We start from the raw sequence: 24,890 nt of genomic DNA, 5'->3' as shown, positions 1-24,890 counted from the left end.
GCTCTCCTTCGAGGTGCTCGGCGATGCGGGGTAGGCCGCATCACAGTCTAGTACCCGGTACTGGCCGTTCCGTGTACCGGTTCCGCACGGAAGACGTCCGCGCCCCTCCCACCCGCTGCTGAATATTCAGCGCGGGGGGGGGCGGCACCGTCGTCGCGCGCCGCAGCTGAATATTCAGGCAGCGCCACGGAAGCTGAATATTCAGCGAGCGCAGACTCCGCCCTCCACCCCTGAGGTTGACTATTCAAGTGGCGTCGCCCCGGACGTAGCATGGGCCCATGCGCGAACTCCAGCAGCAGATCATCGACGAGATGGGCGTGCGCCCGCAGATCGACCCCGCCGAGGAGATCGACCGCCGCGTCGGCTTCCTGTGCGAGTACCTGAGGCTCACCGGGGCCAAGGGCTTCGTCCTCGGCATCAGCGGCGGCATCGACTCCTCTCTGGCCGGCAGGCTCGCCCAGCTCGCCGTCGAGCGACTGGCCTCCGAAGGCACCGAGGCCGAGTTCGTCGCGATGCGCCTGCCCTACCGCACCCAGGCCGACGAGGCCGACGCCCAGCGCGCCCTGGAGTTCATCCGCCCGCAGACCTCCCTGGTCTTCGACGTCGAACCGGCCACCACCGGCATCGAGCGGGTCTACCGCGCGGCCACCGGTGCGGACCTCACGGACTTCACCAAGGGCAACGTCAAGGCCCGCCAGCGCATGATCGCCCAGTACGCGATCGCCGGGGACCGGAACCTTCTGGTGATCGGCACGGACCACGCCGCGGAGTCCGTCACCGGGTTCTTCACCAAGTACGGCGACGGCGGGGCGGACATCCTCCCGCTGTTCGGCCTGGACAAGCGCCAGAACCAGGCCCTGCTGCGCGAGCTCGGCGCCCCCGAGGCCGTGTGGACCAAGAAGCCCACCGCGGATCTGCTGGACGCGACCCCCGGCCGGGAGGACGAGGACGAGCTGGGCATCACCTACGACGTCATCGACGACTACCTGGAGGGCCGCGAGGTGACCGAGGAGCAGGCCGAGGCCATCGAGCACCGCTACCTCATCACCCGACACAAGCGCACCACCCCGGTCTCCCTGGTGGACCCGTGGTGGAAGAATGACCGGTAGGGAGCGGACCCGCTCCCGCTGACCCGAGTCGAGGAGCATCACCGTGATCCCCCGTTCTTCCACCACCATCCTCGTCACCGGCGTGCTGGCCGTGATCTTCGGCCTGGTCGCCCTGTTCTGGCCCGTGCACACCGCCATGGCCGTGGTCATGATCGTCGGGGCCTTCCTCGTGGTCGCCGGCATCGCCGAGGCCGTGTTCGCGGCCCGCTCCGGCCGGGGCGTGCGCGGCTGGGGCCTGTGGTCCGGGATCCTCACCGCGCTCGTCGGCATCGTCGCCCTGTTCGTCCCGGCCGCCGGGGTCACCGCCGTCGTGTGGATCGTGGGCGTGTGGCTGATCGTGCGCGGTGTGCTCAGCCTGATGGCGGCCACCTCCACCCCGGGGCCCGGCCGCGGCCTGGGCGTGCTCGTCGGGATCCTGTGGATCCTGCTCGCCCTGATCCTGCTGTTCAACCCCGTCGCCGGGGCCGGGGCCCTGAGCATCCTGCTCGGGGTGCTGGCCCTGTTCTCCGGGTTCGCGATGATCGCCGCCGGCTTCCTCTTCCGCCGCGTGGGCAACGGCCTGCGCCGGGCCGAGGCGCAGTTCCGCCAGCAGTACGGCACCGTGGACGGCGGCACCCGCCGCACCCGCTCCCCGCTGGACACCGGCGACGTCATCGAGGGCGAGACCAAGTGAGCGCCGCTCCAACCGGCCCCGGGGCCGCCGAGTTCCGGGCCGCCCGGGACCTGCTGCTGGAGCTGCGCGAGGATCTGGAAGCCGCCCGGGCTGCCTTCCGGTGGCCGCGCCCGGAGCACTTCAACTTCGCCCTGGACTGGTTCGACGCCGTCGCCGCCACCCCGGAGCGGGCCGAGCAGGAGGCCCTGGTGATCGTGGAGGAGGACGGCTCCTCCCAGCGGATCACCTACCGGCAGATGTCCGAGCGCTCCTCCCAGGTGGCCGTGTGGCTGCGGAAGCTGGGAGTGGCCCGCGGGGACCGGATCCTGGTGATGCTGGACAACCAGGTGGAGCTGTGGGAGACGATGCTCGCCGGGACCAAGCTCGGGGCGGTCCTGCTGCCCACCACCACGATGCTCGGTCCCCGGGACCTGCAGGACCGGGTGGAGCGCGGGCAGGTGTCCTGGGTCGTGGTCGGTCCGGGCAGCGTCGGCAAGTTCGCCGAGGTCGACGGCGAGTTCACCGTCATCGAGACCGGCCCGGAGGCCGCCACCCGCTCTACCTCCCCCGCCGGGACCCACCCGCACGCCGCGTACGAGGACTCCCGGGCGGCGTCTGCGGACCTGGAGATCCTGGAGCCGACGCCGGCCGAGGACCCGCTGCTGCTGTACTTCACCTCGGGGACCACCAGCAGGGCCAAGCTCGTGGAGCACTCCCACGCCTCCTACCCCATCGGTCACCTGTCCACGATGTACTGGATCGGGTTGCGCCCCGGGGATGTGCACCTGAACGTGGCCTCCCCCGGGTGGGGCAAGCACGCCTGGTCCAACTTCTTCGCCCCGTGGATCGCCGAGGCCACGGTGCTGGTGCACCACTACTCCCGCTTCGACGCCGCCGCGCTGATGGCCGTGATGGAGCGGGAGTCCGTGACGAGCTTCTGCGCCCCGCCGACGGTGTGGCGGATGCTGATCCGCGCGGACCTGACCCGGCTGCGCACCCCGCCCCGGGAGGCCGTCTCCGCCGGGGAGCCGCTGGATGCCCGGGTGATCGCCCGGGTGCAGAAGGCCTGGGGCGTGGAGATCCGGGACGGCTTCGGGCAGACCGAGACCACCGTGCAGATCGCCAGCACCCCGGGGATGCCGCTGAAGGCCGGGGCGCTGGGCCGTCCCGCTCCGGGCTTCGACGTCGAGCTGCTGGACGCGTCCACCGGTCAGCTGATCACCGGGCCCGGGCAGGGGGAGGCCTGCCTGCGCACGGACCCGCGTCCGGTGGGCCTGATGACCGGCTACGTCGGGGACCCGGAGCGCACCGAGCGGACCCTGCGGGACGGGCTGTACCGCACCGGGGACGTGATGCGCCGGGACGAGGACGGGCTGTACACGTACGTGGGCCGGGACGATGACGTGTTCAAGGCCAGCGACTACAAGCTCTCCCCCTTCGAGCTGGAGGCCGTGGTGCTGGAGCACCCCGAGGTCGCGGAGGCCGCCGTCGTGCCCTCCCCGGACCCGGTGCGTCTGGCCGTGCCCAAGGTGTACGTGCTGCCGGGTGCCGACGCGCAGGCGGGGGCGCAGCTGGCCGAATCCGTGCTGGCGCACTGCCGTGAGCGCCTGGCCCCCTACGCCCGGATCCGCCGCCTGGAGTTCGCCGAGGCCCTGCCGCGCACCGTGTCCGGGAAGATCCGGCGCGTGGAGCTGCGCGAGCGCGAGCAGCGCCTGCACGGGCCCGACGGCGAGCGCACCCCGGCCCCGGGAGAGGCCGCCGAGTACGCGGAGGCCGACTTCCCCGGACTGAGGAGACGCCGATGAGCACCGAGACCGCACGAGCCGCCGCCGAGCCGGGCGCACCCGATCCGCGCGCGAGCGACCCCCGCACCGCCACCGGGCGCACCCTCGGCTGGGGCATCGTCTCCACGGGGGCGATCGCCCGGAAGGTGACCCCGGAGATCGCCCTGCTGGCCGACGCCCGCCTGGTGGGGGTCTCCTCCCGCAGCGAGGAACCCGCGCGCGCCTTCGCCGAGGGGTTCGGGGTGGCCCGCGCCTACGGCGGACCGGACGGAATGGGCCGGATGCTGGCGGACCCGGAGGTGCAGGTCGTCTACATCGCGACCCCGCACGGGCAGCACCACGAGCACATCAGGGCGGCCCTTGAGGCCGGGAAGCACGTGGTGTGCGAGAAGGCCCTGACCATCACCGCGGCGCAGGCCCGCGACGTCGTCGAACTGGCCCGGGAGCGCGGACTGTTCCTCATGGAGGGGCTGTGGACCCGGTTTCTGCCGATCCGCGCGCGGATCGCCGAGGTGCTGGCCGCCGGGGAGATCGGCGCGCCGCGGTGGGCGCAGGTCGATCTGGGCTTCCGCGGCCCGGCCGACGTCGAGCACCGGCTGTGGCGCGAGGACGCCGGCGGCGGAGCTCTGCTGGACATGGGCTGCTACGGGCTGCACTGGCCCTGGCTGGCCTTCGGGGAGCCCACCGGGTTCACCGCGAGCGCGATCCGGCGCGGTGCCGTGGACGCGCTGACCAGCATCACCGCGGCCTTCGACCACGCCCCCGGCGGTGCCGCGACCGCGCAGATCACCCTGTCCCTGGTCTCCCAGGGGCCGCGCCGGGCCGTGATCTCCGGGCAGGAGGGGGTGCTGGAGGTGGGCTCGCCGATGCACCGGCCGGCCTCCTTCACGGTCACGGACGCCTCCGGTGCCGTGCGCGAGGAGCGTGTGGAGACGGTGGGTCTTGGCTACGTCTACGAGATGCGCGAGGCCACCCGCTGCATCCAGCAGGGGCTCACCGAATCCCCGGTGATGCCGTGGGCGGATTCGGTGCGGCAGATGGCCTGGCTGGATGCGATCCGCGAGCAGATCGGGGTGCGCTACCCGGGCCTGGAGTAGCGCACCCCCGACGACGCCGGACCCGGCTACTCCACGAGCTTGCCCTCCTGGGAGACCTCCCCGCCCATCAGGGCCCGGATCTCCTCCGGGACCGGCGGGATCTGCTCGCGGGTCACGGTCCCGTCCGCGGACCAGATCATGTTGACCCGCAGATCCGGGTCCTGCTGCGGGTAGTCCGAGCGGTTGTGGCAGCCGCGGGTCTCCCGCCGCTCCAGGGCGCGCTGCAGGGTGGCCCGGGCGGCGAGGATCGAGGACTTCAGGTCGAAGTCGTGGGACAGCTCGGAGTACCCGGCCAGATCCGGGTGCACCCCGATGTCCGAGGCCCGACGCTCGACGTCGTCCAGCTCGGCCAGACCCTGCCTGAGGCCCTGCTCATCCCGGACCACCCCGCAGTGCTCGGTCATGATGTTGCGGATGTCCCGCTGCAGAGCGCGCACGTTCTGCTCGCCGTCGGCGGCCAGCAGCTCCTGCACCTCCCGGCGGGCCGCCTCGACGGCCTCGGGGCTGCGCCGCTGGACCCGCAGCTGCTCGGAGTAGCGGGCGGCGGCCTGCCCGGTGATCCGCCCGAAGACCAGCAGCTCGATCAGCGAGTTGCCGCCCAGCCGGTTGGCCCCGTGCAGCCCGGAGGAGGCCTCCCCGATCGCGTACAGTCCCGGCACCCCGGTGCCGTGATCCTCCGGGGCCACCCACACCCCGCCCATCGAGTAGTGCGCGGTGGGCGCGATCTCGATGGGCTCCTTGGTGACGTCCTTCATCTGCAGCTCCATGAGGGTGTGGTACACCCGCGGCAGCCGCTCCATGATGACCTCCCGAGGCAGGTGGGAGATATCCAGCCACACCCCGCCGTTGGCGGTGCCGCGACCCTCCTTGATCTCGGTGTACCCGGCCAGGGCCACCCGATCCCGGGTTGACAGCTCCATCCGCCCGGCGTCGTAGCGGGCCATGTACCGCTCCCCCAGGCCGTTGCGCAGGATCCCGCCCTCCCCGCGGGCCGCCTCGGAGACGAGGGTCCCGGCGTCGGCCTCCGGCTCCAGGATCCCCGAGGGGTGGAACTGCACCAGCTCGGCGTCGCGGATCCTCGCCCCGGCTTCTGCGGCCAGGCGGAAGGAGTCCCCGGTGTTCTCGTTGCGGCGGGAGGAGGTGCGCCGCCAGATGCGATTGTGCCCGCCGGCGGCGAGGATCACGGCGTCGGCCTGGATGACGTAGCGCAGGCCGGTCTCCTGGTCGAAGCCGTACGCGCCGAAGACCGCGCCGTCCTCGTTGACCAGCAGCCGGGTGATGTACACGGTGTCCAGGACGGGGATCTCCAGCTGCTCGGCCCGGTGGATCAGGGTCCGCTGGATCTCCAGGCCCGTGTAGTCCCCGGCGAAGGAGGTGCGCCGCCACGTGTGCGCGCCGAAGAAGCGCTGGGAGATCCGCCCGTCCTCCTCCCGGGCGAAGTTCATGCCGTATCGCTCCAGGTCCCGGATGCCCTGCTCGGCCCCCTGGGTGACGATCTGCACGATATCCGGGTGGGCCAGGCCGTAGCTCTCCCGGATGGTGTCCGCGACGTGCTGCTGCCAGGAGTCCTCCGGGTCCATGGTGGCCAGGGCCGCGTTGATGCCGCCGGCGGCCAGGGAGGTGTGGGCGTCGGCCTTGGGCCTCTTGCCCACGGCCAGCACGTCCCGGCCCAGCTCGGACAGCTCGATGGCGGCGCGCAGTCCCGCGCCTCCCGTGCCGATGACGAGCACCTCGGTGCTGACGTGACGCTCCTGGGCGGCCTGGTCCAGGCTCATGGCGAACTCCTTCGTTCGGGGGTGGTGGGTTGGGGGTGGTTTCGGGCGTGGGCCGCAGCGTCGGCGGCGACGGCGCGCGGGCCCGGGGTGCCGTCGGGGCTGGTGGTGGGGGTCTGGAGGCGGGGTGGGGGCGGGTTCCGGGTCCTGGTTCCTGATTCCGGGGTCCGGGTTCCGGGTGGAAGGGGCCTGCGGATCACCTGGGGCTGCCGGTCAGAACACGTCGGCGTGGTGCAGGTGCAGCCGGGTGTGGCGGTGGATCAGGTCCTGGCACAGGCCGGTGACCTCGGGCCAGTCGCTGCCGCCCACCCAGATCAGCTCGGGGCCGGGGTCGTCGGATCCCTCGGCGGGGACCCATTCGGCGACCCAGGCGGTCACGGCGTCGATGAGTCTGGCGCCGGGCTGCGGCGTCGGGCTCTGGGCGCTTTCCCGCACGAGCCAGTGCACGGCGAGTCCGGCGGGGACCTCGAGCTCCTCGATGTGGGCGGGTTCCCGGACCTCCACGAGCACCTGCCCGTGCACCCACGGCGGCAGCTGGCGGATCAGCTCCGCCATGAGGTCGATGTCGGAGCGGTTGCCGGCCAGCAGGACCGGTGCCTCATGCTGCATGGGGTTCCTCATCGACGGGGACATCACACCGCAACGGTAGTGCGAACCTCACGCTTAGGCCAGCCTTGCCTAACTTACTGACGAAGTGTCGGAGCTGAGGGGAGGGTGCCGCGCCCCGTGCGACCCTTCCCCTGCCTCTGACGCCTCCGGCCTCCCGCGAGACGGCGCATCCGTTCCCGCCCCTTCCCGCGAGACGGCGCTCTCGTTCCCAAAAACATGGAATCCGGGAACGAATGCGCCGGGTCGGCGAGGGAGGTGCCGCGGGAGAGAACGTCCGCGCCGAGTCATCACTTTCGTCGAGGCAGGCTCCGCGAGTCATCACTTTCGACCGGAAATCCGCGGTTTTTCGGTCGAAAGTGATGACTCGACGCTCGGGGGCGGGATCAGCGGAGGATGAGCACCAGTACGACGACGACCGCGAGCACCAGCACCGCGATCGTGCCGAACAGCGCCCCGCGGCCTTCGGACTCCCGACGCTGCACGTTGGGCCCGGTCATGAACTCGCTGCCGCTGGACCCGTCCAGGAAGTCGTAGGCGTTGTGCCCGGCGTTCTCGCGCGGGGTCTCCTGCGGTGGCCGGTGGCCTTCGTCGCTGTGGTGACGGCGGGATTCTGCGGACATCTTGGCTCTCCTCGATTCATCGGGGGGCTAGGCCCCCACACTAGCAACCGGTGTGTTCCGGATGACGTTCACCTATGCGGCACCCCGCGCCACCCGTCGAAACCGCACGGTCACCCCGATGCCCCCCCCCGTACCGACGCCGCCGCCCTCCGCGACCCGGCGCATCCGTTCCCAGCCCCTTCCGCGAGGCGGCGCATCCGTTCCCGAAAACGCGGAATCCGGGAACGAAAACGCCGGGTCAGCAAAAGGGGTGCTCCCGGGTGGGAACGAATGCGCCGGGTCGGTGAGGGGGATGGGGGATGAGGCCCGTCCGGACGCGAGACGGCGCTCTCGTACCCGGCCCTCCGCGAGACGGCGCATCCGTTCCCGGAAACACGAAATCTGGGAACGGATGCGCCGAGTCAGCGAAGTGGTGGCCGCAAGAGGGAACGAATGCGCCGGGTCGGCGTCGGCGGACGGGCGGCCCGGACCGGCCCGTCCTATCCGGACCACCCCCGCCCCGGTCACCGGTCCTCGAAGCGGGGCTTGCGCTTCTCGGCGAAGGCGGCCATGCCCTCCTTCTGGTCCCGGGTGGAGAACAGCGCGTGGAAGGCCCGGCGCTCGAAGAGCAGGCCCTGTTCCAGGGGCATCTCGAAGGCCGCGGCCACCGCTTCCTTGGCGATCATCGTCGCCGGGCGGGACTGGGCCGCGATCGTCCGGGCCACCTCGAGGGCGGTGTCCAGGACGGCGTCGTCGGGCACCAGGCGGGAGACCAGACCGGCCCGCTCCGCCTCCGCCGCGTCCATCATCCGGCCGGTCAGCACCATGTCCATGGCCTTGGCCTTGCCCACCGCGCGGGTCAGCCGCTGGGAGCCGCCCATCCCCGGGATCACGCCCAGGGTGATCTCCGGCTGCCCGAACCGCGCGCCTTCCCCGGCCACCAGGATGTCGCACATCATCGCCAGCTCGCACCCGCCGCCCAGGGCGTAGCCGTTCACCGCGGCCACCACCGGCAGACGCACCCCGGCGAAGCGCCGCCACCGGGAGAACCAGTCCGCGGCCAGCATCTCCGGGTAGCTCCTGCCCGCCATCTCCTTGATGTCCGCCCCGGCGGCGAAGGCCTTCTCCGACCCGGTCAGCACGATCACCCGCACCTGCGGGTCCGCCTCCCACGCCTCGGCGGCCTCCACCACCGCGTCCATCACCTCGGCGTTCAGCGCGTTCAGCGCCTTCGGCCGGTTCAGCCGCAGCAGCCCGACGCCGTCGCGCACCTCGGTCGGCACCACCGGCTCCGCCTGCTGTTCCCGTTCCCCGCTCATCTCCCGCTCCTCGCTCATCTCGGGTTCCTCCTCCGTCGCGGCGCCGCCGTGGCCCGGCGGCTCACCGGGCCCGCCTCACCGACCCTCAGGCTCCCTCGGCCGGCTCCTCCGGGGCCTCCTCCAGCCCCAGATCCGCCTGGCCCGGCACCGGGGCGAAGAACCCCAGCACCGCCTCCCGGGTGACCTCCTCCAGGGTGGCCGGCTCCCACCGGGGGTTCCTGTCCTTGTCCACCACCTGGGCGCGGATGCCCTCGGCCATGTCGTGGCCCAGGATCGCGTGCCCGCTGGTGCGGAAATCCTGGTCCAGGGTCGCCGCGATGCTCATCTCCCGGGCCCGGCGCAGCGCCTCCAGGGCCGTCTTCATCCCGGTGGGGCTGTTGCGGCGGATCGCCGCGAGCGCCTGGGCCGCCAGCTCATCCTCCGGCACCTGCTCCACCCGGCGGATCAGCCCGTCCCGGATCTGCTCCACGGTCTCCCCGGCGAAGACCTCGTCCACCCACACCCGGGCCTCCTCCAGCCCGGAGACCGGCGGCTCGACGGCGAAGCCCTCGACGACGTCGGCCACCCGCTCCGGATCCGCCACCGACTCCAGCGCGCGGGCCAGCTCCGCCAGCCTCTCCTCCGGCACGTACGCATCGGCCAGCCCGAGGTACAGTGCGTCCGCGGCGTCCCCGTGCCGCCCGGTCAGGGCGAACAGCTCCCCCGTGCGCCCCGGCGCCTGGCCCAGATGCCAGCTGCCGGCCACGTCCGGGGAGAAGCCGATTCCGGTCTCCGGCATCCCGATCCGCGTGGTCTCGGTGACCACCCGCACCTGCGCGGGCGCGGACACCCCGACGCCGCCGCCGAGCACCAGCCCGCTCATGAACGCCACCACCGGCTGCGGGTGCTCGGCGATGCGCAGGTCCAGGGCGTACTCGGCGCGGAAGAACGCGAAGCCCTGCTCCGGGTCCTCGGTGCACGCCCGGTGCAGGGCCCGGATGTCCCCGCCCGCGCACAATCCGCGCTCCCCCGCCCCGCGCAGCAGCACCGCGCGCACCGCATCATCCCGGGCGAAGGCGTCCAGGGCGGCGTCGGTGCGGCGCACCATCTCCGTGTCCATCGCGTTGACGGCGCGCGGCCGGTTCAGGGTGATGATCCCCAGATGCCCCCGGGTCTCGACGAGGACGGTGGGCTCGGTCTCCGGTGCGCTTGCAGGTGCGGTGGTGCTCATCGACTGCGGTTTCCCTTCCCGATGCTCTGTGCGGTGGTGGATGGTTCGAGGCGCGGCCGCTCAGCCCTCGCGCTGGCATCTGGACGCGGCGGCCGCGGCCTTGCCCTGCGCGGCGATCTCCGCCCAGTCGGCCTCGGACAGGGCCGTCAGCGGGGAGAAGGTGGAGGGCCCGGCGAGCATCTGCGCCCCGTCCATGACGATGTTCTGCCCCGTCAGGTACTCGCAGGCGTCGGACAGCAGGAAGATCACCAGATTCGCCAACTCCGCCACGGTGCCCGCGCGCCCGGCCGGCACGGCGTCCAGATCCGTCATGTCCCCGCGCACCCGCCGCCCCGAGCCCAGCACCACGGAGGTGTACTCGGTGGGGATGGCCCCCGGGGAGACGGCGTTCAGGCGGATCCCGTGCCGGGCCCACTCCACCGCCAGGGACCTGGTCATCGCGAGCACCGCGGACTTCGCCATCGCGCTGGGAACCACGAAGGCCGAGCCGGTGTGCACCCAGGAGACCAGGGTGGACAGGACGGTCCCGGGCAGCCCCTGCTCGATCCACCGGCGCCCGACGGCGTGGGTCACATGGTAGGAGCCCTTCATCACGGTGTCCGTGATCGCCGCGAAGCCGCGGGGGGAGAGCTTCTCCGTGGGGGAGATGAAGTTCCCGGCGGCGTTGTTGATCGCCCCGGTCAGCGGACCGTGCTCCTCCCAGATCCGCTGCACCGCGGCCTCCACGGCCTCGGCATCCCGCACATCCACAGATCGGAAGGTCACGACGCCGGGGTGCGGCCGGTCCGCGATCCCCCGGGTGATCTGCTCCGCGGCGTCGGCCAGCACGGACTCCCGGCGGCCCCAGATCTGCACGTGCGCGCCGTGTGCGGCCAGCTGCTCGGCCACACCGCGGCCCAGGCCGGTGCCGCCGCCGGTGAGCAGGATGCGCTGCCCGGCCAGCAGGTCCGCCCGGTAGGGCGAGGGCGGGCCAAGCGCGTCAGCAGCGCGGGCTGAGGGTGCGGCGGCGGATTCGGTCACGGTGGGGCTCCTTCCAGCGGCTCGCCCCGACGGCGCTGCCGGGGCGGCAGGCGAGCCCGCCCACGGCGTGCCGCCCATCACAGCCACCCTACCGGGGACGGCGGAAGATCGCCCCCTCCTGCGGGTGCAGGGTCACGCGCCGCGGGGCCGGCTCCCCCGCGGCATCCACCAGCCCGGCGGGGACCCGGACCCTGGCCCGCCGGGCCCCCGCCCGGAAGTTCACGGCGGCCCAGCCCTGTTCGAAGCGGCGGGACCACACGGCATCGCGCCGATGCCCGCGCCCCACCGCGGCCCCCAGCTCCCAGTGCTGCTCCGGCAGGAACGGCGCACCGGAGTAGTCGTCATGGGCGGTCGCGGTCACGGCCGTGCGCCCGCCCCCGCCGAAGACCCACAGTGCGGCGACGGCGTAGCGCAGCCGCGCGGCATCCTCCCGCCCGGCGGCCGGCACCCGGGCGATGCACAGCCGGTCCCCGCGCAGCGGCGGGATCTGCGCCTGCACCGTGGGCGGGTCGAAGAAGTCCTCCGGGGACCACCCCAGCCACACCTCCTCGAAGCCCCCGCCGTAGGCGCTGTGCCGCTCCCACCGCCCCTCCTCCCGCCGCGACTCGGCGATGTTGGGCACCAGCAGCCGTCCGATCCCGTTGAGCGCGACCCCCGCCTCCTCCACCAGGGTCTGCACCCCGGCCCGGATCTGCGCCATCGTCTCCACATCGCGCAGGGGCAGGCCCAGACCGTAGTAGTCATCGAACACGTCGTTGTCCGCCATGACGCCGTGGAAGGGGGAGCCGCGCATCTCCTCGACCACGTTGCGCACCCACCGGCGGCGATAGGACGGGTCCCAGACCCGCATCTGCCAGTGCCCGCCGTAGCCGTTCCACTGGATGCGCGAGCCATCCCGCCGACGGGCGAACCACGCGCCCTCCCGCTCGGCTTCGGCCTCCCGGCGGGAGACCCCGGAGCTGAAGACCGGGCCCGGTTCGTAATCGCGAACCGAGGACAGGCATTTGTAGCTCAGCAGCAGGGTCCCCGGGCTGCGCTCCCGCAGGTACGCGGCGGCCCCCGTCTCCCAGGGCTGCAGGATCGCCACCGCGTAGCGTCCGACGGCGGCCTCCAGCTGCTCCCGGGGGATCGGGCCGCCGTAGCGGACCCACGCCGCTCGGGAGCCGGGCCCAGGCCCGGGATCCACCGCGTCGGGGCGGAACCGCCCCGGAGGGAAGGCCGGAGGGAACTGCCCCGGGTGGCCGGCGGGCGCGCCCCTCGCCTCCCCCCTCCCCGGGTTCACCGGATCTCCAGGGCCCGGCGGGCCCGCTGGCCGCTGAGCTCACCGGAGAGGACCCGCTGCTCCACGGACGGGAACCCGCCCAGCTCCCGATAGAGGTCGTTGTACCGGGCCATGACGTCCGACAGCTGGAAGAATCCCTCCACGCGTCCCCGGGCGCTGGCCGCGAGACGGGCGTACCGCGCCGGATCCGAGATCACCCCGGCCACCGCATCGGCCAGCATCGGCGCGTCCCCGGGCCGGGTGAGCACCCCGCACCCCTGCCAGGTGCGACCGTCCGGGTGGGTCAGCTCGTCGTCGATCAGCTGGGACATCCCGCCGACGTCGGAGCCGATCACGGGGATGCCCGCGCTCATCGCCTCCAGCGCCACCACAGGCTGGCCTTCGTTGTAGGAGGGCATCAGCAGCAGGTCGTAACGGCCCAGCTGCGCCCGCACGTCCACGGTGCCGCGGAAGCTCACCCACCGCTCCAGGTGCAGCTCCTCGATCTTCTGCCGGCACAGCTCGTAGTACTCCGGCACGTGATCCGTGGGCCCCAGCACATCCAGGGTGAAGTCCTCCACCCCGCGGGAGATCAGCAGGTGCAGGGCATCCAGCAGGTCCGCGAGCCCCTTGATGGGCACCACGCGGGCGATGAACACCAGCTTCCAGGTGCGTCGGGCGGCCCCCTCCGGGGTCAGGGCAGCGATCCGCTGCGTCTCCTCCAGGCGCAGGGCGTACTGCTCGTTGAACTCGGAGAGCACCGTCCCGTTGGGCAGGATGCTCACCCGCCCGGGGTCATCCACCGGAGCATCCAGTCCCCGCGCCTCCTCCAGCGCCTTGGGGTACAGGTAGGTGATGCGATCCGTGCTCGGATAGCAGAACCGGCCCATCTCGATCCACCAGGCCATCCACGCCCGCTGCACGGGCGTGACCGCCTCGAAGTCCCGGTAGTCCCCGGTGCGCACCGGCAGGGCCATGTTCCGGCCCAGGAGGGTGTTGACGGTGTCGCGCACGTAGAGGTTGTGCTCGGTGAGCAGGAACGCGGCGTCGTGGTCCCGGGCCGCGGCCGCCGCGACCAGCGACGCGTACCCGGTGGTGTGCGCGTGGTATACCCGAGCCCGCGGCATCGTCTCGGCCAGCAGCGCATAGAGGATGGACATGAAGTCCCGCACCAGCCAGAACGTCTCGGACAGGGACAGACCCAGCCCGGACAGCCGCTCGCGCACCGCCGTCATGAACTCCTGCGTGCCCAGCACCCGCCAGGCCTCCATGGTGCGGGTGCGCGGGTTGAATCCGGCGTCGTAGAGCCGCCACAGCGGCTCCGGGTCCCCCGTGCGCGCCAGCGTCCGGATCCCGTCGAAGAACCAGCCGGAGACCCGCCGACGCTGCCCCCGGTCCATCCCGACGGCGCGCGCTCCCGCGGCTTTGAAGTCCTGCGCATGCTCCTCCATGGACAGGTGGATCAGCCGCACCCACCGCACGTTCTCCGGCATCCCGTACAGGTCCTCGCTCGGGGCGGCGGAGTCCCAGGCGATGTGGATGATCCCGTAGGAGATGTCCGGATTCATGGTGACGATGTCATGCACCACCGCCGAGACCCCGCCCTTCAGGAAGGGGTAGGTCGATTCCATGATGATGGCGACGTCCACATCCTCGCAGTCCTCGCTCGACGTGTGCACGCGCGGCTGCCTCGGTGTTCCAGTCTGCATATCCGTCCCCCAGACGATGATTGATGTGCGGCCCCCAGCGGGCCGCCGGTGGCGCCGCGTCCCGGCGCCGTGGATCGCGCGTTCCTCGGAAACGCCGGCAGGTGACCCCCGCCGCGCTCCGGCTCCCCTCCCGGTGCGCGGGGCGGGCTCACCAGGCGAGGGCCTGGCGCCAGAACAGCGTGTACTCCGGCACGGACCATACCCGCCGGTAGCCGACGTAGGCGGCCACCGCCAGGACGGCGTCCACCCCGATCAGCACCGGATACGCCCCGGCCGGTCCCAGCAGCGCCAGGGCCAGGCAGCAGGCCGCCAGATGCACCGCGCAGAGCACCTGGGCGCCGACGCGCCGCCCGATGTAATCCAGCTGGTAGGTCAGCAGCGTCACGGTCATGAACAGCCAGGACGCCGCCAGCACGCTCAGTCCCCACGGGAAGGACCCGGGCAGCGCCGCCCCCAGCACGAGCGCCGTCGGGATGGCCCCCACCGCCCCGATCGCCAGGGTGCGGCGCACCGCGGACTCCACGGCTCCGGACAGCTGGGCGGAGCGACGGGTCATCGCGGCATACGGCTCCCCGTGGATGGCCGTGCGCAGGCGTCCGACGGCGCGGTCCACCCCCGGGGCGTAGAGCTGGAAGTAGCAGTTGTACGCGAGGATCGCCGGCAGCAGGGCGAGGAACACCGCGACCACGTCCATCCGGGGGCCGACCACCAGGAACAGGATCAGCTTGTCCGCCCACAGGACCGAGCCCAGCAGCGCGCCGCGGACCATATCCCGCAGCGCCGGAAGCGCCCCCGGGGAGCGCAGCGCCCGCACCTGCGGCAGGGCGGCGCGCAGGAAGACCAGCTGCGTCACGGTGCCCAGCACCGGGGGCAGCCACCACACGGTGGGCATCGCCAGCAGGGCCAGAGCGTAGGCCAGCCACGCCGCGGCCCACACGCCCTTGCGCTGCAGCACATTGCCCGGGACGAGGGACTGGACGAAGACCAGATGCAGGCAGATCAGCGCCGCGTAGGCCAGCAGCGCCGTCGGGCTCCACCGCAGCAGCAGCCCCGCCAGCGCGGTGAAGATCGCGACCACGGGCAGACTCAGCGCGAAGGTGCGCGCCCAGTGCTGGGCGAAGCGCCCGGTGACGGCCGCGCGGTCCTTCGCCTCGATGAGGTCACCCAGGCTCCGGTAGATCGGCAGGCAGCCGATCTGGCTCAGCCAGGGGACGGTGAGGCTGCTGGCCAGCACCACGGTGCTCAGCTGCTGCCCGCCCAGCTGCGCCGCGGCCAGACGCGGCGAGACGAGCGGGAAGATGGTGCTCAGCAGGATGACCGGCGAGAGGTAGAGCAGCAGCTGCAGCCCGGTGCGGGCCCGCGAGGCGGGCGCCGGCTCGGTGGACCGGGAGGGCGGATCTCCCTGCTGATGACGAGATGGCACAGTGATGCCCGATGACACAAGCTACCCCCATAGCTCTTCCGCGGTCTCACCCGCGGGTCGCGGCGCCGGAGAGCGGCGGACGCCGACTCCGACGATGAGAAGCGGCCCCCCCGGCCGCTTGTCCGTCACCCTACACCGGGGGCGGGGACCCGGCACCGGTTCATGCCGGAGCTCACCTTCGAGCCGCGGGCCGCCCGACCGCCCGCGAGCGAGCTCCGCGGCGGCGCCGGGGCCGTCGTCGGGCGGCCGGGCGGAGCGGTTGTGGGTACGGTGGTGCGCATGAGAATCGCCACCTGGAATGTGAACTCGATCCGCGCCCGCACCGACCGCGTGGAGGCCTGGCTGGACCGCTCCGATGCGGATGTGCTGGCGATCCAGGAGACCAAGGCCAAGGACGAGTCCTTCCCCTTCGCGGTCTTCGAGCGGCTGGGCTACGACGTCGCGCACTTCGGGCTGAGCCAGTGGAACGGGGTGGCCATCGCCTCCCGGGTGGGTCTTGAGGACGTGCAGCGCACCTTTCCCGGGCAGCCGGCCTTCGGCAAGCCCGGGCAGGAGCCGGTGCAGGAGGCCCGTGCGATCGGCGCGACCTGCGGCGGCGTGCGGATCTGGAGCCTGTACGTGCCCAACGGGCGCGGTCTGGATGACCCGCACATGGCGTACAAGCTGGAGTGGCTGAAGGTGCTGCGCGAGGACGTGCGCGGGTGGCTGACGGAGGACCCGCGGCTGCCGCTGGCGCTGGTGGGGGACTGGAACGTGGCCCCGGAGGACGGGGATGTGTGGGACATCGACTTCTTCCGCCGCAACGGGATGACCCACGTCAGCGCCCCGGAGCGGGAGGCCTTCGCCGCGTTCCTGGACGAGGCCGGCCTGAGCGACGTCGCCCGCCCCTACACCCAGGGCGAGAAGGACTACACGTACTGGGACTACACCCAGCTGCGCTTCCCGAAGAACGAGGGCATGCGCATCGACTTCCAGCTGTGCTCCCCCGCCCTGGCCGAGCGCGTCACCGGCGCCTTCTACGACCGCGAGGAGCGCAAGGGCAAGGGCGCCAGCGACCACCTGCCCGTCGTCGTGGACTACCAGGACTGACGGCGCCGCCCCAGCCTCGCCTCCCTCTCCCTCCCTCCCCCCCCGGAGGAACCGTTGGGGAGGGGTTTCGGTGTTCGGGAGCGTCCTCGGGGCTCCCGCACACCGAAGCCCCTCCCAAACCCTCGGATCGGAGCCGGGAGGCGGGGCGGGGTCAGCTGGGGGTGGTGCGGCGGATGAAACGGGTGAACAGGGCCTGGGCCAGCGCGTCCTCGCGGGACATCATCTCCGGGTGCCACTCCACCGCGGTCAGATCCATCCGATCCCCGGGGCAGTCCAGCGCCTCGATCACCCCGTCCCGGGCGCGGGCGCACACCCGCAGACCCTCCCCGAGCCGGTCGATGACCTGGTGGTGGTACGAGTTGACCAGGGCCGACGCCGGGTGCTCGCCGTCGTCTCCAGCCTCACCGTCGGTGCCCGTCCCAGGCTGCCCCACGCGGCGCATTCCGGCGGCTCCCGGATCCTGGGTGCGCGCCTCGGCCAGGGCCTCGGCCAGGAACGTGCCCGGCTCGACGTCGATCGCGTGCACCCCCAGGGCGGGGTTGCCGGTGGAGCTGTGCTGCTGGGTCGTGCCGGCGTAGCGCAGGTCCTGGACGAGGGTTCCGCCGAAGAACACGTTGACCAGCTGCATGCCGCGGCAGATCGCGAACACCGGCAGCCCGGAGTCTCCCGCCAAGCGCAGGGCCTCCAGCTCGTAGGCGTCGCGCACCGGGTCCACCGGGCCGCAGCCGATCAGCGGATCCTGGCCGTAGCGCTGCGGGTCGACGTCCACCCCGCCCGCCAGGATCAACCCGTCCAGGGCGTCCAGCTGAGCCGGGAGCACGGACAGATCCGGGGAGGGCGCCATGAGGAAGGGCGCCCCGCCGGACGCCGCGACGGAGCGGGGGTAGTCCTCGTTGACGGTGATCCGCGGGTAGCCCGGGAACTGGTAGTGGGCGACGGCCTCCAGGTTGGTGATGATCCCGATGACGGGCCGGCGCCCGGTCCCCTCGCTCATACTGCGTCCCTCCAGAGACCCCTCAGAGATGCGAGAAGACCGCCCCGCATAGAAGCCTACGGGGCGGTCTTCGGTGGCTCCGACCGGCGTCGATCCGGTGACCTTACGATTTTCAGTCGTACGCTCTACCAACTGAGCTACAGAGCCTCGGCGCATCCTGTACCGGATATGCCGCGACGGCGCCTCACCCCCGGTGTGACCGGGAGGAATACGCCGCCTGAGCGACCCTGACGGGACTTGAACCCGCGACCTCCGCCGTGACAGGGCGGCGCGCTAACCAACTGCGCTACAGGGCCTTGTTGTTTTTCCAACGAGAGAAGAGCCTACCGGAACCCCCTCCGCCGGGCAAATCCACTGCCGTGTGATCTGCAGTACCCCCAACGGGATTCGAACCCGTGCCGCCGCCGTGAAAGGGCGGTGTCCTAGGCCGCTAGACGATGGGGGCCCGGACCGGCGCGGTCCACCCGCGCCGAAGCAGACACCAGCATACGGGGGCGGGGCGCACCGCGCCAATCACTCCCCCGCAGCCGGGGCCGCGGGGATCAGCCCCAGACCACCGACGCCTCCGGGGCCTGCTCCAGCCGCGGATCCTCCCGATCCGGGACGATCATCACGGGCCGGTCCGAGCTGTGCAGCACCCCCTGGGACACCGAGCCGAGGATGATCCCGCGCAGCCCGCCGCGCCCCCGGGTGCCCACCACGGTCAGATCCGCCTTCTGCCCAGCCTCCAGGAGCACCTCCACCGGGGAGCCGTCGATCAGCTCGGCGTCCACCGTCAGATCCGGGTAGTACTCGTGGATCCAGGCCTTGACCTTCTCCTGCAGGTCCGCGACCTCGCGGTAGATCGCCTCGAAGTCCACGGCCGCCGGCACCCAGCTCAGCGCGCCGGTGTACGGGGCCAGCGCGTTGACCAGGGTCAGCCCGACGCCGTAGCGCTGGGCCTGCTCCGCGGCCTCCAGGATCGCGATGCGCGCCTGATCCGACCCGTCCGAGCCGACCACCACGCGCTGGCTCGGGGCCAGCACCTGCAGATCCTTGCCGGCCTGCTGAGCCCACGGCAGCGGCACGACGACGACGGGGCAGTGCGCCCGGGCCGGCAGGGAGGTGGACACGGTGCCCAGCAGGCGGCCCATGAAGCCGCGGGCCGTGCGGGAGCCGACCACCACCAGCTCGGCGTGCTCGGAGAAGTCCACGAGGATCGTCGAGGCGTCCCCGGTCTCCACCGTGGCCCGCAGCGGCACCGTCGTCTCCCCCACCCGCGAGCGGGCCTCGTCGAGGATCTGGGCGACCCCGTCCTCCAGGGCCTTCTCATCCACCACGGAGTATCCGGCGTCGAAGCCGGAGCCGGTGAACACCGGCAGGGAGTACGCGGTGACCAGGCGCACCGCCGCCGCACGGCGCTCGGCCTCCGCGACCGCCCAGGTCAGCGCGCCGAAGCTCTGCTCGGAGCCGTCGATGCCGACGACGATCTCCCCGCGCAGCTCCTCGGCCGAGGGGGAGCTGGCGCGCTGAGCCACCGCCTCCCGCCCGAAGCTGCCGCCATCCTGCCGAACGCCGTTGTTCTCGGTCATCTCCATCTCTCCTTGCGACTGCGAAGACGAGGGTTCTCGATGCCTCCAGTCTAGGCCGGCTGGGGCCCTGCCAGCCCGAGATGACGCGGCGGAAGCCCTCAGTCCCGGGCGTCCGCCGAGGCCCCGGAGCGGGAGATGTCCACCATCTGCTCCCGCTCCACGACCTTCACCCGCTGGCGCGGGTTCCCGGCGGCATCCTGAGCGGCCGCACCCAGCGCCTTCTCGTGCGCGTCCAGGGCGTGCCAGCCCTCCCACGTGGTGAACTCGACGCCGCCCCGGTCCAGCAGGGCCGGCACGGCCTCCGGCTCCGGGTGCGCGGCGGTGAAGGCGCGGTCCTCGAGCAGGTGCGTGATGGTCTCCAGGGCATCGGACTTGGTGGAGCCGATCAGCCCCACGGGCCCGCGCTTGATCCAGCCCGTCGCGTACAGCCCCGGCACCGGCGTCTCGGTCTCGTCCACCACCCGGCCCTCCACGTTGGTGATGACCCCGCGGGTGCGGTCGAAGCCGATCTCCGGCAGCTCGGAGCCGAAGTAGCCGATGGCCCGGTACACGGCCTGCACCGGGTACTCCAGGATCTCGCCGGTGGGCCGGATGCCGCCGGCGCCGTCCAGCTCGTTGCGCTCCATGCGGATCGCGGCGACCTTCCCGTCCTCATCCCCTACGATCTCCGCCGGGGACTGCAGGAAGTGCAGGTGCAGGCGCCGGGAGGCGTGCTCGGTGCGCTCGGCCTGCTCGGCCTTCCACTTGTCGATGGTCTTGATCAGGGCCTTGATCTGGTTGTTGGACTCGATCGCGGCCTGCGAGGCCTCGTCGTACTGGAGGTCCTCCTCGTGCAGCACGATGTCCACGTCCCGGGACTTGGCCAGCTCCCGCAGCTCCAGCGGGGTGAACTTCATCTGGGCCGGCCCACGGCGGCCGAAGACGTGCACATCGGTGACCGGGGAATCCTTCAGCCCGGCGTAGACGTTTTCGGGGATCTCGGTGGTCAGCAGGTCCTCGGCGTGCTTGGACAGCACCCGCGCCACGTCCAGGGCGACGTTGCCGTTGCCCAGCACCGCGATCTCCTTCGCCCGCAGCGGCCACTCACGCGGCACATCCGGATGCCCGTCGTACCAGGCGACGAAGTCCGCCGCGCCGTAGGAGCCGTCCAGCTCGATGCCGGGGATGTGCAGGGATGCGTCGTAGAAGGCGCCGGTGGCGAAGATGACGGCGTCGTAGTGCTCGCGCAGCTGCGCCAGGGTCAGGTCCGTGCCGTACTCGACGTTGCCGAAGAACCGGATGTCCGGATTCTCCATGATCTTGTGCAGGGAGTTCACGATGCCCTTGATGCGGGGGTGATCCGGGGCCACGCCGTAGCGGATCAGGCCGAAGGGGGCGGGGTAGCGGTCGAAGATGTCGATGCTGACGCGCACCTGCCCCTCGGCGACGGCCTCGGAGCGGGACAGCAGGTCCGCGGCGTAGATCCCGGCGGGGCCGGCCCCGATGACGGCCACGCGCAGGGGGCGCTGGTCTTGAGACAAAGCGTTGTTTCCTTTCGGTCGACCGCGAGGGGCGCGGACTCCCGGCTGGAGCGCGGCCCCGTGGGCATCGCCTCGCCAGTCTAGTCAGGCTCGCCTCACCCGAACAGACCCGCTCAACCCGGCGTCAGGCGGCGTCACATGCGCGATCGGGGCGACACCGTCGCCGGGGTGCGCCACGCGGTGGGTGAACCCGGGTGCGAGGGTGCGAGCGCACACATTACCTTGGTGCGTATGACGCAGAGCACCGACACCACAGCCCCCGAGCTGACCTTCGACCCCTCGATCCGCCCGGGCGATGACTTCTACCGCCACGTCAACGGCCCCTGGATCGCCGCCCATGAGATCCCCGCCGACCGCGGCATCGACGGCGCCTTCCACCACCTGCGCGACCTCGCCGAGGAGCAGGTCCGGGACATCATCACCGAGATCGGCCGGCGCGACCCGGATTCGCGCATCGGGCGGCTGTACAACTCCTTCATGGACGAGCAGAGCATCGAAGCCGCCGGCACAGACCCGCTGGAACCGGACCTGGCGCTGCTGGAACAGGCCGAGGACCGGGACGGGCTGGTGCTGGCCCTGGCCGCGCTGGAGGCCTCCGGCGTCGGCGGGCCCGTGGGCCTGTACGTGGCCAACGACGCCAAGGACGCCACCCGCTACGTCCCGAACCTCACCCAGTCCGGGATCGGCCTGCCGGACCGGGACTACTTCTTCGAGGACAAGCACGCCCAGATCCGGGAGGCCTACCGGGCGCACCTGGAGCGGATGTTCGCGCTGACCGGGACCGCCGAGCGCTTCGGCACCACCCCGGCCGACGCCGCCGCCCGGGTGTACGCCCTCGAGGAGAAGATCGCCTCCCACCACTGGGACCAGGTGACCCTGCGCGACGCCAACAAGCGCTACAACCCGCACTCCTTCGACCAGCTGGATCAGGCCTTCCCCGGCTTCCCCTGGACCCGGTGGATCGAGGGCATCGGGGGCACCCCCGAAGGCTTCGCGAAGGTCATCGTGGGCCAGCCCTCCGCCCTCGAGGGCCTGGCCCGGCTGTGGGTCTCGGAGGACCTGGAGGACTGGCGGCTGTGGGCCGTGTGGCGCCTGATCCACGCCCGCGCCCCCTTCCTCGGGACGCAGATCGTGCAGGAGAACTTCGAGTTCTACTCCAAGACCCTCACCGGCACCGAGCAGATCCGGGACCGCTGGAAGCGCGGCGTCGGCCTGGTGGAGGCCCTGCTGGGCGAGGAGGTGGGGCAGGAGTACGTGGCCCGGCACTTCCCGCCGGAGCACAAGCAGCGGATGCTCCAGCTGGTCCAGCACCTGATCGAGGCCTACCGCGAGTCCATCTCCTCGCTGGACTGGATGACCGAGGCCACCCGCGAGCGCGCCCTGGACAAGCTGGACAAGTTCACCCCCAAGATCGGCTACCCGGATTCCTGGCGGGACTACTCCGGGCTGAGCATGGATGATGATCTGCTGGAGAACGTGCGGCGCGGCTCGCGCTTCGAGCACGAGTACGAGCTGGGCAAGCTGGGTCAGCCGATCAACCGCGACGAGTGGGCGATGACCCCGCAGACGGTCAACGCCTACTACCACCCGCTGATGAACGAGATCGCGTTCCCCGCCGCGATCTTGCGTCCCCCGTTCTTCGACATGGACGCCGACGACGCCGTGAACTTCGGGGCGATCGGTGCGGTGATCGGCCACGAGATCGGGCACGGCTTCGACGATCAGGGCTCCAAGTACGACGGCGACGGCAACCTCAACGACTGGTGGACCGCGCAGGACCGGGCGGAGTTCGACAAGCGCACCGGCGAGCTGGTGCGCCAGTACAGCGGGTACGTCCCGGAGGGGCTGGACCCGGAGCGGGACGCCGTCAACGGGGAGCTGACCCTCGGGGAGAACATCGGCGACCTGGGCGGTCTGGGCATCGCACTGAAGGCCTACCGCCGGGCCCTGGCCGAGCAGGGGCTGGACTTCGACTCCGCGCCGGTGGTGGATGGGCAGACCGCGCTGCAGCGGCTGTTCGTCGCCTACGCGCGGGTGTGGCGCTCCAAGGCCCGCCCGCAGACCCTGCGGATGTACCTCTCGATGGACCCGCACTCCCCCGCGGAGTTCCGGTGCAACGGGATCGTGCGCAACATCGACGCCTTCTACGACGCCTTCGAGGTGGGGCCGGAGGATGAGCTTTGGCTGGATCCGCAGGAGCGGGTGAGCATCTGGTGACCGGCGTCGGAGACCGGGGGCCGGGGGCCGCGCCGCGGATCGATCTGAACTCGGATTCCGGGGAGTCCTTCGGCTCCTGGACCATGGGCGACGACGCGGCGATGGCCGGGCTGGCCTCCTCGCTGAACGTGGCCTGCGGCTTCCACGCCGGGGACCCGTCGGTGGCGCGGGCGACCTGCCGGGCCGCCGTCGAGCACGGAACCGCGATCGGGGCGCACGTGGCCTACCCGGATCTGCAGGGCTTCGGCCGACGCCGCCTGGAGATGGCCCATCACGAGCTGGTGGATGCGGTGATCTGGCAGATCGGGGCGCTGCAGGCGATCGCCCGGGCGGAGGGCGCGCAGGTCTCCTATGTGAAGCCGCACGGGGCGCTGTACAACGTCATCGCCCGGGAGCGGGGGCAGGCCGCCGCGGTGGCCGAGGGGGTGGCGACGGCCCTGCCGGGCGCGGCGATCCTGGTGCTGCCGGGATCGGTGATCGAGGAGGAGGCTCAAGCCGCGGGGCTGCGCCCGGTGCGCGAGGCCTTCGCGGATCGGGGCTACCTGCCGGACGGCTCCCTGGTGCCGCGCCGGGAGGCGGGCGCGGTGCTGCACGACCCGGAGCAGATCGCTGCCCGCGTGCTCCGGATGGTGTCCGAGGGCGTGGTCCAGGCCGTGGACGGCACCCCGGTGCGGCTGGGCGCGGAGTCCGTGTGCGTGCACGGGGACACCCCCGACGCCGTCGGGATCGCCCGGGCGGTGCGGGGCGCCCTCCAGGAGGCCGGGGTGGAGATCGCCCCCTTCACGGCTCAATAACCCGTTTGTGGAGTGGTTGGCGGGTTGTGGAGTGATGTAGCCGCTCCATAACCCGCCAACCACTTCGCAGATCACCGATCACCTGCTCGGAGCGGTCCACGGCGGCAGGCCGCGCTCCAGCTGGCGGACCAGGATAGCCTCCCCGAGGATCCGTCGGAACTGCGGCCAGCCGCTGTGCAGCTGAGGCCACCCGGCCCGCAGGATGAACCATCCGAGGTTCTGGATGGCCTTCTCCCTGGATCTCTCCTTCACGATGACCTCCGGAGCCGGGCCGTAGTCGGTGTACTTGAGGGAACCGTCGATCTCCAGGGCGAGCATCAGCTCCGGCCAGGCCATGTCCAGGAAGAACCTCCCGCTGGCGGTGTTCACCCTGACCTGCAGCTGCGGCAGCGGCATGCCCGCCTCCGCGATGCGGAACCGAGCGATGGTCTCCGCCACGGACCCGGCCAGCCCGTCGGCCCGTCCCAGGACAGCCAGTCCACGGCGGTTCCCATGCCTCCCCGGGGAGTGGGTGAGTTCCCGCTCGATGGCGGCCCTCTGCACCCCGCGGGCCAGGATCTGATCCAAGATCACCAGGGCGGGAAGCGCGTCCAGACTGCGCGCGCACTCCACGGCCGTGGTCTGCAGAGAGGTCACCGGCAGCCCCAGATCGGTGATCTGCCGATCCTCGGAGAGCCCGCGCAGCAGATGCCCCTTGACCAGCGGCGACGACGGGTTCGGGCGGGGATCGCCGCAGATGTGGATCTCCTCGGGCACAGGAGACAGGTGCAGCCCCCAGGCCAGGGCCGCTGAGGTCCTGGAGAAGGTGATCGGCCCGGTGCTCACGCTGGCGTAGGCGAGATGCCTGGCCAGGGCCCGGCGCTCCGGGGTGAGCCGTACCCAGTGCTCGCGGTCCAGATAGCAGCCGCGCCAGACCTTCACCCAGTCCCCGCGGCGCAGCGGGTGTTCGGATTCTCCCTCGCGGCGCATCCGGGAGACGAGGTGCAGGTCATCGGCGGTGATGAGGCGCTTCCTGTCCATGGGACCACTGTCCCCCCGGGAACAGGACGCGGGGAGCCGACGTCGGAAATCTGTGGATAACCCCCGGCCAACTCCCGTCTGTGGAGTGGTTGGCAACTTAGGGAGTGGCTACACCGCTCCA

20 protein-coding genes and 3 tRNA genes are annotated in these 24,890 nt (G+C 71.8%); 7 read left to right on the top strand and 16 right to left on the bottom strand.

Annotated features, from left to right (window positions below):
- Window positions 1-278 precede the first annotated feature (278 nt).
- From nadE to KKR01S_RS06280, 4 genes are read left to right on the top strand one after another with little or no spacing between them, the layout of a single operon-like run.
- The gene (nadE, locus tag KKR01S_RS06295) at window positions 279-1,109 is read left to right on the top strand and encodes an NAD(+) synthase (protein ID WP_061225574.1); all 831 of its coding nucleotides are present in this window, start codon (window positions 279-281) and stop codon (window positions 1,107-1,109) included.
- A gap of 43 nt (window positions 1,110-1,152) precedes the next feature.
- Window positions 1,153-1,782 carry an HdeD family acid-resistance protein gene (locus KKR01S_RS06290; RefSeq protein ID WP_061225573.1) on the top strand — a complete coding sequence of 210 codons (630 nt, stop codon included), beginning with the start codon at window positions 1,153-1,155 and terminating at the stop codon, window positions 1,780-1,782.
- Window positions 1,779-3,566 (top strand): AMP-binding protein, encoded by a 1,788-nt coding sequence (locus KKR01S_RS06285; protein ID WP_061225572.1) that lies wholly within the window; start codon window positions 1,779-1,781, stop codon window positions 3,564-3,566. Before KKR01S_RS06290 ends, KKR01S_RS06285 begins: the two co-directional genes overlap by 4 nt.
- Window positions 3,563-4,642, top strand: a complete 1,080-nt coding sequence (locus KKR01S_RS06280; protein WP_081101606.1) for a Gfo/Idh/MocA family protein — start codon at window positions 3,563-3,565, stop codon at window positions 4,640-4,642. The genes KKR01S_RS06285 and KKR01S_RS06280 overlap by 4 nt, the downstream gene beginning before the upstream one ends.
- A gap of 26 nt (window positions 4,643-4,668) precedes the next feature.
- Here the strand turns inward: KKR01S_RS06280 and KKR01S_RS06275 are convergent, their stop codons facing one another.
- From KKR01S_RS06275 to KKR01S_RS06235, 9 genes are all read right to left on the bottom strand, one after another.
- Entirely contained in the window at window positions 4,669-6,417 is a 1,749-nt protein-coding gene (locus KKR01S_RS06275; protein WP_061225571.1) for an L-aspartate oxidase, read from the bottom strand.
- Window positions 6,418-6,627: 210 nt separating this feature from the next.
- Window positions 6,628-7,023 carry an SIP domain-containing protein gene (locus tag KKR01S_RS06270; RefSeq protein WP_061225570.1) on the bottom strand — a complete coding sequence of 132 codons (396 nt, stop codon included), beginning with the start codon at window positions 7,021-7,023 and terminating at the stop codon, window positions 6,628-6,630.
- Between the two features lie 383 nt (window positions 7,024-7,406).
- Window positions 7,407-7,643 (bottom strand): hypothetical protein, encoded by a 237-nt coding sequence (locus KKR01S_RS06265; protein ID WP_058731071.1) that lies wholly within the window; start codon window positions 7,641-7,643, stop codon window positions 7,407-7,409.
- A 503-nt stretch (window positions 7,644-8,146) separates the two neighbouring features.
- A complete protein-coding gene (locus KKR01S_RS06260) occupies window positions 8,147-8,959 on the bottom strand; it encodes an enoyl-CoA hydratase (protein ID WP_081101603.1) in 813 nt (270 codons plus the stop codon).
- Window positions 8,960-9,026: 67 nt separating this feature from the next.
- A complete protein-coding gene (locus KKR01S_RS06255) occupies window positions 9,027-10,151 on the bottom strand; it encodes a 3-hydroxyisobutyryl-CoA hydrolase (RefSeq protein ID WP_058731070.1) in 1,125 nt (374 codons plus the stop codon).
- A 60-nt stretch (window positions 10,152-10,211) separates the two neighbouring features.
- On the bottom strand, window positions 10,212-11,171 hold the full coding sequence (locus KKR01S_RS06250; RefSeq protein WP_061225569.1) for an SDR family oxidoreductase: 960 nt from the start codon (window positions 11,169-11,171) through the stop codon (window positions 10,212-10,214).
- Between the two features lie 88 nt (window positions 11,172-11,259).
- The gene (locus tag KKR01S_RS06245) at window positions 11,260-12,357 is read right to left on the bottom strand and encodes a putative glycoside hydrolase (RefSeq protein WP_061225592.1); all 1,098 of its coding nucleotides are present in this window, start codon (window positions 12,355-12,357) and stop codon (window positions 11,260-11,262) included.
- Window positions 12,358-12,449: 92 nt separating this feature from the next.
- Window positions 12,450-14,111: a GT4 family glycosyltransferase PelF gene (pelF, locus tag KKR01S_RS06240; RefSeq protein ID WP_224799766.1), complete on the bottom strand. Its 1,662-nt coding sequence runs from the start codon at window positions 14,109-14,111 to the stop codon at window positions 12,450-12,452.
- Window positions 14,112-14,289: 178 nt separating this feature from the next.
- A complete protein-coding gene (locus tag KKR01S_RS06235) occupies window positions 14,290-15,564 on the bottom strand; it encodes a hypothetical protein (RefSeq protein ID WP_061225568.1) in 1,275 nt (424 codons plus the stop codon).
- A 279-nt stretch (window positions 15,565-15,843) separates the two neighbouring features.
- Between KKR01S_RS06235 and KKR01S_RS06230 the strand changes: the two genes are divergently transcribed.
- Window positions 15,844-16,653 (top strand): exodeoxyribonuclease III, encoded by an 810-nt coding sequence (locus tag KKR01S_RS06230; RefSeq protein ID WP_061225591.1) that lies wholly within the window; start codon window positions 15,844-15,846, stop codon window positions 16,651-16,653.
- Window positions 16,654-16,804: 151 nt separating this feature from the next.
- On the opposite strand, the gene KKR01S_RS06225 is transcribed toward KKR01S_RS06230, so the two are convergent.
- The 6 genes from KKR01S_RS06225 to KKR01S_RS06200 form a co-directional block, all read right to left on the bottom strand.
- The gene (locus KKR01S_RS06225; RefSeq protein WP_061225567.1) at window positions 16,805-17,647 is read right to left on the bottom strand and encodes a gamma-glutamyl-gamma-aminobutyrate hydrolase family protein; all 843 of its coding nucleotides are present in this window, start codon (window positions 17,645-17,647) and stop codon (window positions 16,805-16,807) included.
- A gap of 74 nt (window positions 17,648-17,721) precedes the next feature.
- Window positions 17,722-17,794, bottom strand: a tRNA-Phe gene (locus tag KKR01S_RS06220).
- A 75-nt stretch (window positions 17,795-17,869) separates the two neighbouring features.
- Window positions 17,870-17,943, bottom strand: a tRNA-Asp gene (locus KKR01S_RS06215).
- Window positions 17,944-18,019: 76 nt separating this feature from the next.
- Window positions 18,020-18,092 (bottom strand) — tRNA-Glu (locus tag KKR01S_RS06210).
- A 97-nt stretch (window positions 18,093-18,189) separates the two neighbouring features.
- The gene (locus tag KKR01S_RS06205; protein WP_061225590.1) at window positions 18,190-19,218 is read right to left on the bottom strand and encodes a universal stress protein; all 1,029 of its coding nucleotides are present in this window, start codon (window positions 19,216-19,218) and stop codon (window positions 18,190-18,192) included.
- Window positions 19,219-19,316: 98 nt separating this feature from the next.
- The gene (locus KKR01S_RS06200) at window positions 19,317-20,738 is read right to left on the bottom strand and encodes an FAD-dependent oxidoreductase (RefSeq protein ID WP_061225566.1); all 1,422 of its coding nucleotides are present in this window, start codon (window positions 20,736-20,738) and stop codon (window positions 19,317-19,319) included.
- 231 nt (window positions 20,739-20,969) lie between these two features.
- Between KKR01S_RS06200 and KKR01S_RS06195 the strand changes: the two genes are divergently transcribed.
- A complete protein-coding gene (locus KKR01S_RS06195) occupies window positions 20,970-22,955 on the top strand; it encodes a M13 family metallopeptidase (RefSeq protein ID WP_061225565.1) in 1,986 nt (661 codons plus the stop codon).
- Window positions 22,952-23,749: a LamB/YcsF family protein gene (locus tag KKR01S_RS06190; protein ID WP_081101602.1), complete on the top strand. Its 798-nt coding sequence runs from the start codon at window positions 22,952-22,954 to the stop codon at window positions 23,747-23,749. The genes KKR01S_RS06195 and KKR01S_RS06190 overlap by 4 nt, the downstream gene beginning before the upstream one ends.
- A 78-nt stretch (window positions 23,750-23,827) precedes the next feature.
- Here KKR01S_RS06190 and KKR01S_RS06185 read toward each other — a convergent pair whose 3' ends face one another.
- Entirely contained in the window at window positions 23,828-24,769 is a 942-nt protein-coding gene (locus KKR01S_RS06185; RefSeq protein WP_058730443.1) for a hypothetical protein, read from the bottom strand.
- Between the last annotated feature and the right edge of the window lie 121 nt (window positions 24,770-24,890).

The sequence above is a fragment of the Rothia kristinae NBRC 15354 genome (genome assembly GCF_001570865.1).
GTDB lineage: Bacteria > Actinomycetota > Actinomycetes > Actinomycetales > Micrococcaceae > Rothia > Rothia kristinae.
This window is presented reverse-complemented; position numbering and strand designations above follow the sequence as displayed.